7 protein-coding genes are annotated in these 14,053 nt (G+C 63.5%); all 7 read right to left on the bottom strand.

Going from position 1 to position 14,053, the window contains the following annotated elements:
- Positions 1–396 precede the first annotated feature (396 nt).
- On the bottom strand, positions 397–1,011 hold the full coding sequence (locus ACFPM8_RS16320) for an SCO family protein (protein WP_378998903.1): 615 nt from the start codon (positions 1,009–1,011) through the stop codon (positions 397–399).
- A 39-nt stretch (positions 1,012–1,050) separates the two neighbouring features.
- The gene (locus tag ACFPM8_RS16315) at positions 1,051–2,691 is read right to left on the bottom strand and encodes a c-type cytochrome (RefSeq protein ID WP_378998901.1); all 1,641 of its coding nucleotides are present in this window, start codon (positions 2,689–2,691) and stop codon (positions 1,051–1,053) included.
- Positions 2,692–2,693: 2 nt separating this feature from the next.
- Entirely contained in the window at positions 2,694–3,527 is an 834-nt protein-coding gene (locus ACFPM8_RS16310) for a LolA-like protein (RefSeq protein WP_378999391.1), read from the bottom strand.
- 12 nt (positions 3,528–3,539) lie between these two features.
- Entirely contained in the window at positions 3,540–4,331 is a 792-nt protein-coding gene (locus ACFPM8_RS16305; RefSeq protein WP_378998899.1) for a LolA-like protein, read from the bottom strand.
- A gap of 48 nt (positions 4,332–4,379) precedes the next feature.
- Entirely contained in the window at positions 4,380–4,859 is a 480-nt protein-coding gene (locus tag ACFPM8_RS16300) for a hypothetical protein (protein WP_378998897.1), read from the bottom strand.
- A gap of 13 nt (positions 4,860–4,872) precedes the next feature.
- Positions 4,873–5,190 (bottom strand): hypothetical protein, encoded by a 318-nt coding sequence (locus ACFPM8_RS16295; protein WP_378998895.1) that lies wholly within the window; start codon positions 5,188–5,190, stop codon positions 4,873–4,875.
- A 119-nt stretch (positions 5,191–5,309) separates the two neighbouring features.
- A complete protein-coding gene (locus tag ACFPM8_RS16290; RefSeq protein ID WP_378998893.1) occupies positions 5,310–14,036 on the bottom strand; it encodes a choice-of-anchor D domain-containing protein in 8,727 nt (2,908 codons plus the stop codon).
- Positions 14,037–14,053 lie beyond the last annotated feature (17 nt).

Genomic DNA, 14,053 nt, shown 5'->3' with positions numbered 1-14,053 from the left:
CATTTGTGACGCATCCAGCGGCGGATAACGCTGCGCTCATCCGCCCTACTTGCCTTGGTTAAGGCTATCGATTTCCCTATCAGCCTGTTCCGCGTACATTCCGGGTCGGGGTAATCGCGCGCCGGATTGCTGGCTTGGACCAGTTACAGAAATTGCGCCGATCGATTGTGGTGCAGTGCCTGGACAAGAAAAAGCCGCATTACGCGGCATGTTTTATCCAACGGACGGGCAGAACTATAGACTTTATTGCGTACCGTGGCAATTGCGACGCAGACCGGCCGCGCGTACTCCGCGGGGGCAGAGTAATTTACGCGTTACCCCCCCCCCCCGCGTAAAAAAAATCTGCCCCCGGTGAACTACATTTCTTGCGAAACGGAAGCAAGCCGCCAAACCGAATCACTCGCCCTCTTCCAGCTTGCGATACTCCCGCAACAGATCGTCCGCAGTAGCAAAGCCGTCGATCCGCAGCCACGATTTGCCGGGCGCTGCGCGCAGCAAGGTCACCGGGTTGTGGTTCATCTTGTCGCCGCGGTAGACGTCGAACGCGCGTTGCGTTGCGATGCTGGCCGCGACGCTGCCGGTGTAGTGCTGCCACTCGGGGCCGGCGCCGTATTTCTTGGCGTACTGCCGCAGACGCGCAGGCGTGTCCTGCTCCGGATCGATCGAGATCGACATCATGTGCACTTTGTCGCGCTCGCTGCCCAGCTCGCTCTGCAATTGCGACAGGGTCTGGCTGATGATGGGACAGATCGAGGTGCAGGTGGTATAGATGAAAGTCAGGATCACCGGCCGGCCGTCGTCGTTCATCTCATTGATCAGCGAGACAGCTTTGCCGTCTTCCCGCATCAGTGAGACCTTCGGCAGCGCATAGTCCACGTTCGAGCGCATCAGCTCCGGCATCATGTGATGGTCGTGCATGTGCATGTCGGGAGCGCCGCCGGCATACGCGCCGGGGGCAAACGATGCGGCCAGCGCCAGGCTGGCGGCCAGGGATTTGATAGTTGTTTTCATGATGATTTCTCCATAGTTGGATCGCTTCTCCGCGTGCCGCTACGGCACCACCCAGTCGCCGTCGGCAACCAGCCGCATGCCTTCAGGCTCGGCAAAACGGACCATATACCCCCCCTTGGAGGCAAAACGTTGACCCGTCGCCAGCGTCAGGCGCGGATAGTAGCCGGTGAGGATGCGGTGTCCGAGCATGTCTTCGATGCGCTCGACCAGGTAATCGGGGACGAAAGTGTCGACCATGTGGCTCAGCGTCTCCGCCAGCAGGCCGCAGGCCAGATAGGTGTCGGCCTGCACCTGGATCGCGACCACCGGAATGCGGCGGATCGCGAACCAGCCGAGCGCGTAGTCGACGCGGACCCGGCGCCGATCCGGCAGGTCGACCGGATAGGCCAGCTGCGTGGCGCTGCGCCAACTGGACGGCAACGGCGCGCGTTCGAGTCCGCCCATCAAGCCCGACATGTACACCGTAGCCGGCGCCGGCGTGCCGGCGAGCGCCGCGATATCGTCCGGGCGCAGCCACAGCACAAACGCATCCACGCCTTTAGTCCGGCGCAGCGCTTTGGCGACGCTCTCCCTCGGCGTCAGCACGCGGCTGGAGACAGCAATCCCACGCTGTTTCAAGATCGCCGCGAGCGCCTGGGCGCCCGCCTCGCCGCTGTCGCCGGCGCGATAGATCTGGCGCACCTTCTTGGCGACGCTGCCTGCATCAAGGATTTTTTTGGCGATCAGGTCCGCTTCCAGCATCACTCCCTTGGAGAAATACAGTGAATAAAAATCGCTGCCGGCGTCGACCGGAGTCTCGACGTTGGGAAACAGGCAGGGTATCGCCTCATGCTCGCAGAACGCATGGACCGGCGCCCAGTTCTTGCCGCCCAGTCCCGACACCACCGCAAACACAGGTTCCTCAGCCTGATGCCGTTTCAGTTGATCTTCCCAGGTGGCGGCCGGACCGGTCAGTTGCCACACGTGCAGCTGCCAGCGGCGATTGGCCATGAACATCATCTTGCGCGAGGTGCGCAGCGGCGGCGTCGCGCCGAACGGCGAGGCGTTCTTGTCGGTGAAATAGTGTTCAAGCACGTCGAGCATGCCGCGCCGCTTCACCGGGTCGGCATCGGGCGTGATGATGGTGGCAAAGTGCAGCACCGTGTCCGTGACCCCTGGTATCCGGCGTTGGTCGAAACGTTTCAGGTAAGCGATCAACGCTGCCATGTCGGCATCGTTCAGCGCGTACTGCGGCATCAGGTAGCTGAGCCGCCGGCCTTCGGCGTCCATTCCTTCGCGAATGGCCCTGGCGAGGGTGGCATCGGTGTACGGATCGCGCTCGGTGCGCATCCCCTCGACATACGGCAGATCAAGGTCCGGATTGTCCTGGTCTTGGGCGCGCGGGTGGAACAGGTAGCGACCGGTGATCGGCGGGATCGTGTTGCGCCCTTCCTTGGCGCCCAAGCCGCTGCGGCGATGGCAATTGATGCACGCCGCAGCCGCGCCCTGGGTGCGCAGGCCGGCCTCGCGACTGGCTTCGAGCGGCTGGCCCGAGCTCAATATGCCGCGCCGAAAGATCGCTTCGCCCGCACTCGCGGCCGCAGCGTCGCTGGCCTGGCAGGCCGGCGCGACAAATGTGGCAAGCGCTGCTGCCAACAGCAAGCCAACCAGCGCAAGCGGCCGCAGCAGTCGGCGGCCCATGGCTAGCGACCCGGCCGGTGCGTGTCGCGAGCGGCCTGCGGCGTCTCGGGCCCGATCGACACCGAAGTACTGTGTCCCGGCGCATCGGGTTTGGCGAAGCGCCAGTCGTCCAACGGCGGATTGAGCGCGACTTTTTCGATCACCAGCTTATTGGTGCGCGGGGTGGCGCCGACGCCGGTTTCGATCAGCAGCGGGATCTGCAAGCCTTCGACGCTCTGGTAGTTGCGGTAAAACACCGATACCGTCACCGGCTGGCCCTTGGGGTTGCGGGTCTCGCGGTCGTACTTGATATCCAAAAATGTCTGAGCGTCGATCCACATGTGATGGCTGACGCCGGACGGCAGCCGGACGTTCAAGCGATAACTCTTGCGGCCCTCGACGTCATCGACGCCATCCAGGCTGACGGCGACGCCCTTCTGTTCATGGTCGATCAGCGGCCCGTCGATCACCTGCTCTTCCTGCGCAAACTTCACCTCCTCCGGCGTGTAAGGCTGCAGATCCAGCTTGCCGCTATGGGCCGGGCGCAGCTTCCAGCCTTGGGTGCCGTCGAACACGCGCACCGCCATCTGGTTGAGGGCGGTAATTTGAAAGCGGGTCTTGTTGGGCCGTTTCATTTCCAGCGCAAACGGCAGCGTCGGCACGGCCGAGTTCGCGCTCTCCACGTGTCCCTGCCAGACCATGGTCTGAATCTTGCGCCAAGCCTCGGCGCCGCCCCTGGCGACGACGTTTTTTTCGACGATCTGGGCCACGCTCAGGCCAGGCTCGGTGGCCGGCTCCCCGGTGAACGCGAGCGCCGGGATGCAGGCGGCCAGCGTCCACATTGCGATCCGTTTGATCTTCATGGACGCCTACCCCCCTGCTGGCTGAACCGGCAGAGCCCCCTGAGCGCCGGCCGACGGTCTGGCAAAGTACACATCGTCCATCGGTTGATTCACCGACACATGCTGGATGGTCATCTTGCGGCTCGGCTTGGCCCCTTCGACCACGGTTTCCAGCAGGTAGGGCACGGTCAGGCCGTGTTCGGTCTTGTAGTCGCGATAATAGATGGCGACGTTGTGCATCCGGCCGTCCAGCTTGCGCGGTTCGCCGTCGATTTTAAGTTCCAGGAAACTGCTGGCGTCGACCCACAAATGCCGCTCCTCCTGGTTTTTCATGGTCAGCTTGAGTTTGTAGGCGCTGTGCCCCTCGACCTTATCCATGCCCTGCAACTCGACCTTGATGCCCTTGGCGGCGTAATCGACCAGCGGCCCGTCCAGTTCTGTCATGCCGGCGGCCGACTTGGCTTCGGCCGGGGTGTAAGGCTCGACTTCATCGCGCCCGAGGAAGGGCCTGACCTTCCAGCCTTGGGTGCCGTCGTAGACCTGCACCGCGGTTTGCTCGCGGAAGCGCAGCTCGAAGCGGCTCTTGTGCGGCCGCTTCATGCTCATCACGAACGGCAGCTTGGCATCGGTCTTGCCGCCGGCGTCGATCTGGCCCGACATGCTCAAGGTGTTGACCGCGCGCCAGGCTTGCAGCCCGCCGCGCGCTGCCACGTTCTTGTCGACAATCTGCGCCGCGCTCAGATGGCTGGTCGGCGCCACATCCTTGGCCGAGGCGGCAAGCGATAGCAAGCCGCACGCCACAAAGAGAAATCGTTTCATGAGTACATCCTCCCCATTTCAAATACCGCAGATCGCGCTCTCGCGTTGTTATTCGACCAGCAGCCCATCGACATGAAAGGAACCGATCATCACATTGACGCGATCCCCTGCTTTCACCAGATTGCCCTTGTTGGAAAACACCATCCAATACTCTTGGCCGGCTTCCGCGACACCGGTCTGCCGCAGCTGGCCGATTTTGTCCATCACCGGGATTTGCAGCACCGCATGGCTCCTCAGTCCATACATATAAGGGGTCGCGCTCTTGTCGACCAGCAGCTTGGCGCGCGCCGGGTCGACCACCCGGTAGCTGAAACGAATCAAGTTGCCGGAAGCCGTTTCGCGCACGCTCATATTGTCAATGCCGCCAAACAGCTGGTAATAACTCTTGGCGGTCTTGGTCACCTTGACCGGCAGATAGGGCGAAGTCTTGGCGACCGGTGCCTTCGCACCAGCATCGCCCAGCCAGGCGCCGGCCGCCAACAGCGCCGCCAGCGTGGTGATTTGGATTGCAATCCCGGACTTGTTCATGCTGCTCTCTGGCTTAGTTATTTGAAGCTATGGCGCCGGCACATGCCGCCACCACGTCGTCCTTGCTGGCCTTCGCCAGTTGCTCGGTGATCGCGTCATAGGCCTGCCGATAGATGTCGGTCTGGCGTGCCGCCTCGACTTCCGCCGGCGGCACATCGGCAATCAAGGGCGTCAGCAATTCCTGGTACTTGACGCTGTCGCTCGGGTTGGCCTGGCCGCATTGGGCCACGATGGCGTCCAGCTGGCCCAGCGTGGCGCCGTCCACCGTCGTCTCGGCCATCACCGCCAGCGGCAAGGCGACTGCTGCGCACACGAGTAGATAAAGTTTCATGCTATGCCTGCCTTCCATCACGTTGCCGTCGATGACAGCCGGGAGCGCCGATCGCGCCTGGCCCACCAGCGGATGACTTGCCCGCTGCCCGCCGGATCGCTCCGGCGGGCAGCGTCGTTTCAGCGAGCGGTTCCGCTCAATGCCGCACTCTGCGTACCTGCCCCGTCGGTGACCGACACTGTTGCATTCCTGACGCTGTTTGCCGGGTCGCCCGTAAGCGGCCGGAATTGCACGGCGACTACGCAAGATGAGCCCGGAGCCAAGCTGGTCAGACCCTGGGTCTGGCCGCCGCCGGCGGGGCCGCAAGTCGACGCCGAGCGAATGATTGCGTAGTCGGCCGGGCTGGCGCCTCCAAGCGATCCTTGCGCAATGCCGGTGAGCGCTACGTTACCGGTATTGGTCAGGGTAAAGTTTTGAGTCTGGCCCGGCACGCCTCGCGGCGACGACGGACTCCAGGTCGCTGGAGCAAACGCTGCGCGGACGATGGCAGCGACGCCGGTGCCGGTCAGTGACACCGGTGAACCCGACACAGCCACGTTGCTGCTGATGGCTACGCTTCCATTTGCGGGACCCGCCGCAGTCGGCGAGAACACCACATTGATGGTGCAGGTGGAACCGGCGGCCAAAGTCGCATTGCAAGAACCGCCGGCCGCCGCCCGCGCGAATGGACCGGTGAAGGTCAAGCCGATGCCTGTCATGGTTGCATTCCCCGTGTTGTGCAAGGTCAGGGTTTGCGGTCCGCTGGTGGTAGTGACCACCGCATTGCCGAGCGCCACTGAGGCCGGCGTTACATTCGCCACGGCGCTCGGCCCGGCCACGAACTCGACCGCGCCGATATCGTAGCTGCCGGCTTGCGGCCTGGTGGTGCCGAAGATGTCGTGGTTAGGCGCATTGGTCGCAGTGGCGTGATTGATCGCAGGCGATCCCGACGCAATGGCGTAGTTACCGAGCGGCATACCGTAGCCGGCGCCGCCTGACGCGATGCTGGAGTTGGACAGCGACAGCGGGCCGTAGGTCATGTTGATCCACTGGTTGCCTTCATCCGGCGTCGCGCTCGGCATCAAGCCGAACAGCGGGTTGGGCAGGACCGCATCCGAGATGCCCGGCGGCACCGCGAAGCCGATGCCGCCACCCTCCGGCGGTACCCGTGAGCCATTGCAATACTGGCTGATCACGGTCGGGTTGGAACCCAGGTTGTTGGCGCCCGGATAGTCGGCAACGTCGGTCAGGATCGAGTATTGCGGATTGAGCGTCAAGCCCGAACCATGGTTGGCCGGCCCAGTGTCGCCAAAGGCGCCGATGTCCCAGTACACCGCGTTGGGGTCGCAATAACCCGTTTGGTGGCCCGACTGGTTCAAGGTCGGATTCAAGGTCACCAGGTTCTGCAAGCCAGGGATCGCTGGATTGAGGCCGCCCACCGTGATGTAGAACGAGCGGTTTTGCCAGAACAGATTATTGGTCATCAGCGGGTTCGAGAACGTCGTGCAATTGGCCTGGCCAGCCGGGCAAGCCACGCCCGGCGTGGTGAACGCGGCGATGAAGTTGGAGGTATGGCGAGCAGTCTCCAATCCGGCCGGCTCATATTGCGAGGTGGTGGTCGGGTTGCAGGTGGTTTCCGCGCCTACCGTGGTGCAGTTCGGCGGGCCGACGTTGGCTTGCGCGGCGGCCGCGGTGTTGAACAACACTCCGGCGGTAGCTGTCGAGTCGTTGGACACGATGGTGTTGTTGATGAAGTTGACGCTCACCGCATCCTGGAGCGAGACCCCGCCTCCGGCCCAGCCGGCGACGTTGTTGGCAACGATGTTGTTGGTGACGTCGACGTGGTACCACGCAGCCGGATTGCCGGGGTTGCGCTGGACATCGGTGCCGTTGATGTTTTGCAGCCGCAGTCCGCCGCCTTTGCCGCTTTCGGCGGTATTGCCGATGATCAGGTTACTGTCGATCTTCAGGCCGGGGCCGGCGCCGTCGCCAAGCGCAGGCGCGCAATCCTGGTCGACCGTCGCGTTCTCGCAGAACGTTCCGTCCGGCGGCACCCCTTGGGCGATGATGCCGCCGCCGTAGGTGGGCAGAGTCGGATTATTGCTCTGGTTGAACATGACCCAGTTATACGAGATGTCGCCGTTATAGCTGAAGCCGAAATGCGCCACGCCGCCGCCGTCGCCGCTGCTCATGTTGCCGCACACCCAGTTGTAGTTGAAGTGATAGGAGTCGGCCCCGGTGCAGAAGGTCACCCCGCCGGCCGATGACGGCGTGGTCGAGTTGATTTCATCGCCGTAGGACGAGTTCGAGGTCACCGCGTTGTGATGCACCTTGACATTGTTGTTGAAACCGAACGCCAGCTGGGTCAGACCATCCGCAGACATGACCGCGGCCGGCACCTCGACCTGGCCGATGGTGATGCCGCCAGACAGCGTGCCGGCATTGCTGAAGACCCGGTTGTTGGAAATTTCCAGGTTGTGGTTCCAGCCGTGCGCGAAGATGCCGCCGCCGCCTTGCGAGCTATTGGTGAAGCTGATGCCGTCGATGCGGGCCGGATTGCACAGGAAATTGCCTGGGTAGTTAGTGCAATCCGAGTTGCTGGCCGTGAGCGGCACGCAGGTGCCGCCTTCTTCCGTGATGCAGGCAGGGTCGGCTTGCACCACGCCGCCTATCGTCACGTTCGGCACGCCTTTGCCCAAGACCGTGATGCCCGCGCCTTCGTAGGCGCCCATCAGCGTCGGTTCCATCAACAGTTCGCCCAGATTTCCGTTGAGCGTAGAGTCCCAGCCGAAAGCTGGCTCGATCGGTATCACATCCACCTGGCGCAGCATGTTCGGCGCGCAAGTGTAGGTGCCGCTCGGGTCATACGGGACGGTCGGCGAAATCATGCCGCCGCTGAGCGACACGCCGAACAGGCAGTTGACCTCGCGCCGCCATGCATCCATCTTGCCCGACGGATGGGTATTGGCATCCACCTTCACCGAGGCCGCGCCTACGCCTTGCAAGCGCAGCGGTTTCCACATCAGCAGCATCTCCTTGTAAGTGCCAGGGCCGACCATGATCAGGTCGCCCGGGGCGGCGCTGTCGATCGCAGTCTGGATCGCGTTGTTGGTCCCGTTCTCGCCATTGACGTAAGTCGGCGCCTTGCCGCCGATGGTGACGGTGACCGCGTCGATCGACTTCTTGCCGTTGTCGGCCGTGATCACCAGTTCGCCGCAGAACGCCGGCATCATCACGCCGCGCTGCTGAATCGGGCAACTCGACTGGCTTGCGCTCAAGCCGGGCACCAGAACCTGGATCTGCGCATCGCTCCAGGAGCTTACGTGCGCATTGACCCCGCCTATCGTCACCGATCCGGTTCCCTGCGAAGCACCGAAGCCATAATGGCGAGTGACGGTTTTCTGGTTGTACGGAGCGATGGTCGCGCCGGGGCCGGTATAAGCATGGTTAGGCACCGACTGGTCACCCAAGGCCGTGATGGTCAAGGTGTGGCCCGGCAGGCTGACCCAGGGGCCGGCGCCGCCGTTGCTGCTATCGCCGGTTACCTTGGAGATGGCGGGTGTGGCATCCGGATAGGCGCAGTCAGGCGGGTTGTAGCCGGACGCGAAAGCCTGCACCGGCACCACCGGCGTGTCCATGTACTGCGTCTGTCCCGGCATGAATGGGATCTCGTAGCAGAACTGGCTGTACGCTGGGTTGAAGTTAGGGTCGGTCATGGTCTGGCCAGGATGCGCCGGATCGGGGATCGGACCAGGGTCGTTCATGCACGCCACCATCATGGTCGGCGCGTAACCGGTCGGGTTAGGCGGATTGACTTCCCAGGTCGAGTAAGTCATGCCGTTGAAAATCCCCCACTGGTCGGCATACACGCGCGACATTTCGTTGCCGGCGAAATCCTTGAACGAGATCGGCAGATTCGGCGGCGCGAACTTCTCGCCGAATTGCGGCGAATACGGGTCGAATTCCGAAGAGAAGTCGTCCAGCATGAAGCCTGTGTAGTGCGACGCCACGTGCATCGAACTGAATATCCAGAACTTGGCTTGTGCCTGCATCTGGTTGCTCAGCTTGATTTCCTTGCGGTCGCACAAGTGGCGCGAAGCCCCCGCGAACGGCGCCACTTCCTGCGAGCCGGGGAACAAACTGATGTAGTCAGGCACGATGCGCAGTGCGCCGACGCAGGGCCAGAGGTTCGCATTCTCGGCCGAGGCGCCGAAATTGGTGGTCGGGTTCTGCGCATTGTTGGCGTTGTAAGTGGCATTCACCGCAGCCTGGTCGGGCATGATGAAGATATTGCCCAAGCCGCCGAACTGCTGCGTCACCGGTGCGATGAAGTTGTCGCCGATCAGGATGTTCTTGTCTTCCTCTTTCACCAGTTCATAGCCGGGCGGCACGATCACTTCCGCCACATAGGTGCCGGCCGGCAGCATCACGCTGCCGTCGCCGCTCGGATTCGGCACGCAGATGGTGCAGTTGCTGGCGGTCGGCTTGCCGGTAGTCGGGCTGGTCGCCGTCACGCTGGGGAAGCGGTACATGCCGTCGTACGGCGCAGGCTGCAGCTGGTTGAAGGCGTGCATGCCGTCGTAGCACTTGAACTGTGAATTGGCGGACAGCGGCCGGTGTTGCGGGTCGAGCCACTGGGTAGTGTTCTTCAGCGTATAGAAATACGGGTCGCTGGCTTCCTGACCCGGGCAATTCATATTGGGCACCCCGTCCGAACGGAAACCCTGGGCCCAAGCGTCCCAGCTGCTGGTCACGGTGCTGTCGACCAGGGTCAGGCTGGTGCTGCCGTCCGCCGCCGTGCCCTTTTGATACAGGTTGACGGTGACGTTCGGCACGTTCGGGGTCCAGCTGGTATGCACCAGCATCGCCGGGTCATCGAACGGCCGGGTCGAAGCGTAAATCACCTCACCCCGGATACCGCCGTTCTCGGTCGGGCCGTATGGCGCCTTGCCGAACTCGATGAACGAGTTCTGGCCGGAGAAGCCCTGCCAACCCATCGTGGTTTCCCATGGCGGGTCGATACGGCCGGTCGACGGATTGGTGCCGGTGCGGTCGTTGCAGTCGGCATCGTTGCAATACACGGCGCCCGGTATCCGTTGGGCGGCCGGGAGATGCGCGGTGGGCGATTCCAGCGTGTTGGCATAGTTGGCGGCAATGGTCGAGGTGCCGCCGCCAGGCGTGCCGTCAGGCGGACCGCCGGCGTCGTACACCACGTGCACTCCGGTCTGTTTGAAGCGGGTGGTATCGGTTTCCACCACATACCAGTTAAACAGCGGGAACACCTCGTTGAACACGGCATAGCCGTTGAGGTCGGTGCTGTTGAAATTGGAGAAGCTGCCGTCGCGGTAGCGGACGTTGGTCGGCACCAGCGCCAGTCCCGGCTCGCTGGCTTGCGACACGCCGTCGCCGTTCAGGTCCATATAGGTCCGGGTGTACAGATTGGTGTGCCATTGCAGCACCGGAATATCGCCGATGTTGAGAGTCTGGCCGCCCTTCAGCTGTACCGCCTTGGCCAGGCCGTCGACGATCTGGTCGTTCCACTGGTCGAACACGGTGATCCTGAACGTGCCGTCGGGCAGGCCGGATACGCTGAACGTACCGTCGGCATTGCACTTGGTGAAGGCGATATCGTCGCCGTCGGGATCGCCTATGCTGACGTAGCACACGGTGAAGCTCAAGGAAGTGCGGTTGCCGGCGCCGTACAGGTTCTCGTTAGGCGGACGGCTGTAATGCAGGTTGGTGATGCGGCCGTTGACCGAGTTATTGCAGGTCGTATTGGCGCACACGCCGGGCAAGCGGTCATTGATGATCTTCGGGTTGGCAAAGCCGATCGAGACGTGGAAACCGGCCGGCCCGAACTCCTGGAAGTAGGACGGTCCGCCTACCCGGATGAAGGCGTCATGCGCTTTCTGGCCGTCCAGCGTATTGGTCTGCAGCCATTCCTCGCCCCTGCCGATGCGGTCGGCGGCCGGAGTCGCGACCACGCCGTATCTGCCCGGCATCAGGTTGGCAATGACGGCCTGGCCGACCAGCGGCGACAGCGTCTTGCCGTCGGATTCAAATTTCGGGCAGGTTGGGATCATCCCGACCAGGCCGTCGGTCTTGCTGCTAATCGGGCACGCATTGAGTCCGGTAGCGGGATCTATCATCCCTTGCAAGGAATTGGAGAGCGGCATGTTGAACATGTCGTAGCTCATCTGACCGGTCGGATCGCCGGTGCCGCCAGCGTCGTCGAACAGCTTGATTTCAAATCCGCCCAAGCCCGGTTCCTTGGTGGTCCCGAACATGCCCATGATGCCGCCGCCGACGTCGACTTCACCATTGAGCGGGGAGTCGTCCTCGAACACGAACACCGACACCTTGGCCGTTTGCAGCGGCGTCTGTTGCAAGGCGATGTTGACGGTCGCCTGGGCCGGCGCAATCGCTGCGCCGCCTATGGCGTGGCCGCAAGTCCCGGTGCCGGGGGCAAAATCCGCACCCGCGGGGCCCGATGGGCAGTCTAGCGCGATGCTGAATTGCCTGGTCGGCCCGCTTGGATTACTGGGATCGACCGGCCGCGGCGCACCGGCGCCGGTCGCGAACGGATTGCCGGCATCACCCGGCAAGACCGAGATGTAGTAATGCTTGGTCGGGTCCAGCGCCACCTGGCGCGGGTCGACCGCGGTCTGTTGCGTAGCGGTGGTGCGGCACACGCCGTTGCCGATATCGCACACCGCCGGCAGGTGCGAATTGGTCGCCGGGTCGAACACCTTCTGGCCCGATTCGCAAGCGATCTTGCCGACGCAGCCCTGCGCCACCACCGGCATGTAACTGGTATGGAAATTGGTGCCGACGCTAGGCACCGGCAGCGGCGGGCAAGTCGCCGGCCGCGTGGAAGCGGTGGTCTGGCACGCAGGGTCGACCTGGAAGCTACGGTCTTCCTCGATGATCCAGCGATAGTCGGTGATCAGGGTGCCGGTGATCGCATCCTTGACCGCCACCGCAACCCCGCTGCCGCCCTTGAACGTGACCGTCACGGTAGCCGGAGCGCTGGCCGTCTTTTGCGAATTGACCGCCTTGTACTGGAAGCTGACGGTCGCCGTGGCCGCCCCGACTGGCGCGGTGGTAGGAGCGGCGATGAACGAACCGTCCGCATTCAAGGTTACGGTACCGCCGGCAGGCGCGCCGACCAGCGCCGCTGTCATCGGCAAGCCGGCCGGGTCCTTGGCGTATGCCAACACGCCGGACGGGCTGATGCTGAGCTTGGACGCGATGTTGCTGGTATAGCTGGCGTTGGCGGCGGTGGGCGGGCCTGACAGGCAGCCGTTGCCGGCGGTACAGGCGGCCAGCGTGACCTTGGCCGTGATCGCGGCATTGCCGTTGGCTTTATAGATAAAACTGTCCGAGGTGGTGCCGGCATTCGGCACATAGGTAAACGTGCCGTCCGGATTCAAGGTCAGCGAACCGGCGGCAGGCGGCGTCGCCACCTGTACCCCATACACCCGGATGTCATTGGCGATCACGCCCTTGGCCGGGTCCGAGATGGTCAGGGTATTGCCCGGCACCAGGTAATAGGTGTCGGGGTTGGCAATCGCGTTCTGATTGATGGCCGCCTGCGGCAGCGCGCCGCCGTTGATGCTGATGTAGGCCTGCATGCCGCCGTCGCGCTGGTTGTTGGTGGACAGGCTGAGCTGGCGGTCGAACACCGGCAGCGCCAGGGATCCGGCTGCCGGCGCATTGATCAACACGTCATAAGTCTTGCCGGCGGCCAGGAATACTTCGCTCTGGACCCGCGGGGTGCCGGGCAGCAGGTTGCCGTCTTCGGCAATCAACGCAAAGCCGGACACCGCCGGACTGCCGGTTTGGGCGCCGACCACGGTCGGCACGTGCATCCGCAAGCCGGCGTTGACCAAGCGCACCAGCACCTTGCCGGTAGCGGCCGGCGCAGTCACGGCAAATTGCGACTTGGTCTGGTTGGTGCGGTCGAACGAGACGCCATTGATCGTGTAGTAGCGCGGATCGTAGTTCACTGCCGGCGGATAACAAGTGCGATAGACGCTCGCAGGCGAGGCCGGATTGCCGCAGCCGCCGGGCTGGCCGGACCACACCTTGGTTTCGCTGAAGCCGGCCGTCGCCACCGCTGCTGCCACGGCGGCGTTTTGCGCCGGATCGATTTCGCCCAGCACCAGCGGCACGTCGCCGTCATAGTTGACCCCGGTATAGGCTAGCCCCCGGTTTGGACCGCTGGGAGGCGTGGTCACCACCAGCACCCCATACAGGCCCATCGGCCCCTGGATCGACGGATGGGTGCCCGACTCGATCAGGTAGGTGCCGGGCTTGAGGTTGGTCCAGCTCAGCGATTTGGTGGCGCCGGTCACCACTTCTGTGGCGAACGACTGCACTCGGGGAGGCTGGGCCGGCGGGGTGAATTGCGGACCGGTGGCACTGCCGGCGATCGGCCAGGTCGTGCTCTGGGTCGGATGCACCGGACTTGCGGTGGTGGTCGCGGTGGTTCCCAAACCGCCGCCCAGCTGTCCGACGATCACCAGCGAGGTCGGCACCCCTGCCGCCGCGCCCGGAGGCACCGGCAGATTGTTGGTCAGGTTGATGATCAGGTTACCCGGCGGCGTGGTAATCACCACCGGCGACCAGCCCAGCCCCGCGCCCGGATTGGCGGCGGCACATTTGGCCGGCGCCACCGCAGCGGCGCTGCAGTTGAAGCCCCACATCGGCACCACCTGGCCGTCCGGCAGCGTCGCATTGACCGCTTTCGCTGTCAGGCTCACGCTTTGCGCCAACGACGCTCCGCTCGCCATACAGAGAATCGACGCCGCTAGTCCGGCCTTGACCAAGTTCAAGAGCCGGGTGTTGAACTGATTGGTTCTCATCGTATTTCTCCCTGCCT

Origin of the sequence: Paraherbaspirillum soli (assembly GCF_042654985.1) — a bacterium.
In the GTDB taxonomy this organism is placed as follows: Bacteria; Pseudomonadota; Gammaproteobacteria; order Burkholderiales; family Burkholderiaceae_D; genus Paraherbaspirillum; species Paraherbaspirillum soli.
This window is presented reverse-complemented; position numbering and strand designations above follow the sequence as displayed.

What these genes read in the sequence shown, in the direction of transcription:
- ACFPM8_RS16320 (WP_378998903.1), bottom strand. Translation starts at nt 1,011, where the DNA reads ATGAAAACAACTATCAAATCCCTGGCCGCCAGCCTGGCGCTGGCCGCA.
- ACFPM8_RS16315 (WP_378998901.1), bottom strand. Translation starts at nt 2,691, where the DNA reads ATGGGCCGCCGACTGCTGCGGCCGCTTGCGCTGGTTGGCTTGCTGTTG.
- ACFPM8_RS16305 (WP_378998899.1), bottom strand. Translation starts at nt 4,331, where the DNA reads ATGAAACGATTTCTCTTTGTGGCGTGCGGCTTGCTATCGCTTGCCGCC.
- ACFPM8_RS16300 (WP_378998897.1), bottom strand. Translation starts at nt 4,859, where the DNA reads ATGAACAAGTCCGGGATTGCAATCCAAATCACCACGCTGGCGGCGCTG.
- ACFPM8_RS16295 (WP_378998895.1), bottom strand. Translation starts at nt 5,190, where the DNA reads ATGAAACTTTATCTACTCGTGTGCGCAGCAGTCGCCTTGCCGCTGGCG.
- ACFPM8_RS16290 (WP_378998893.1), bottom strand. Translation starts at nt 14,036, where the DNA reads ATGAGAACCAATCAGTTCAACACCCGGCTCTTGAACTTGGTCAAGGCC.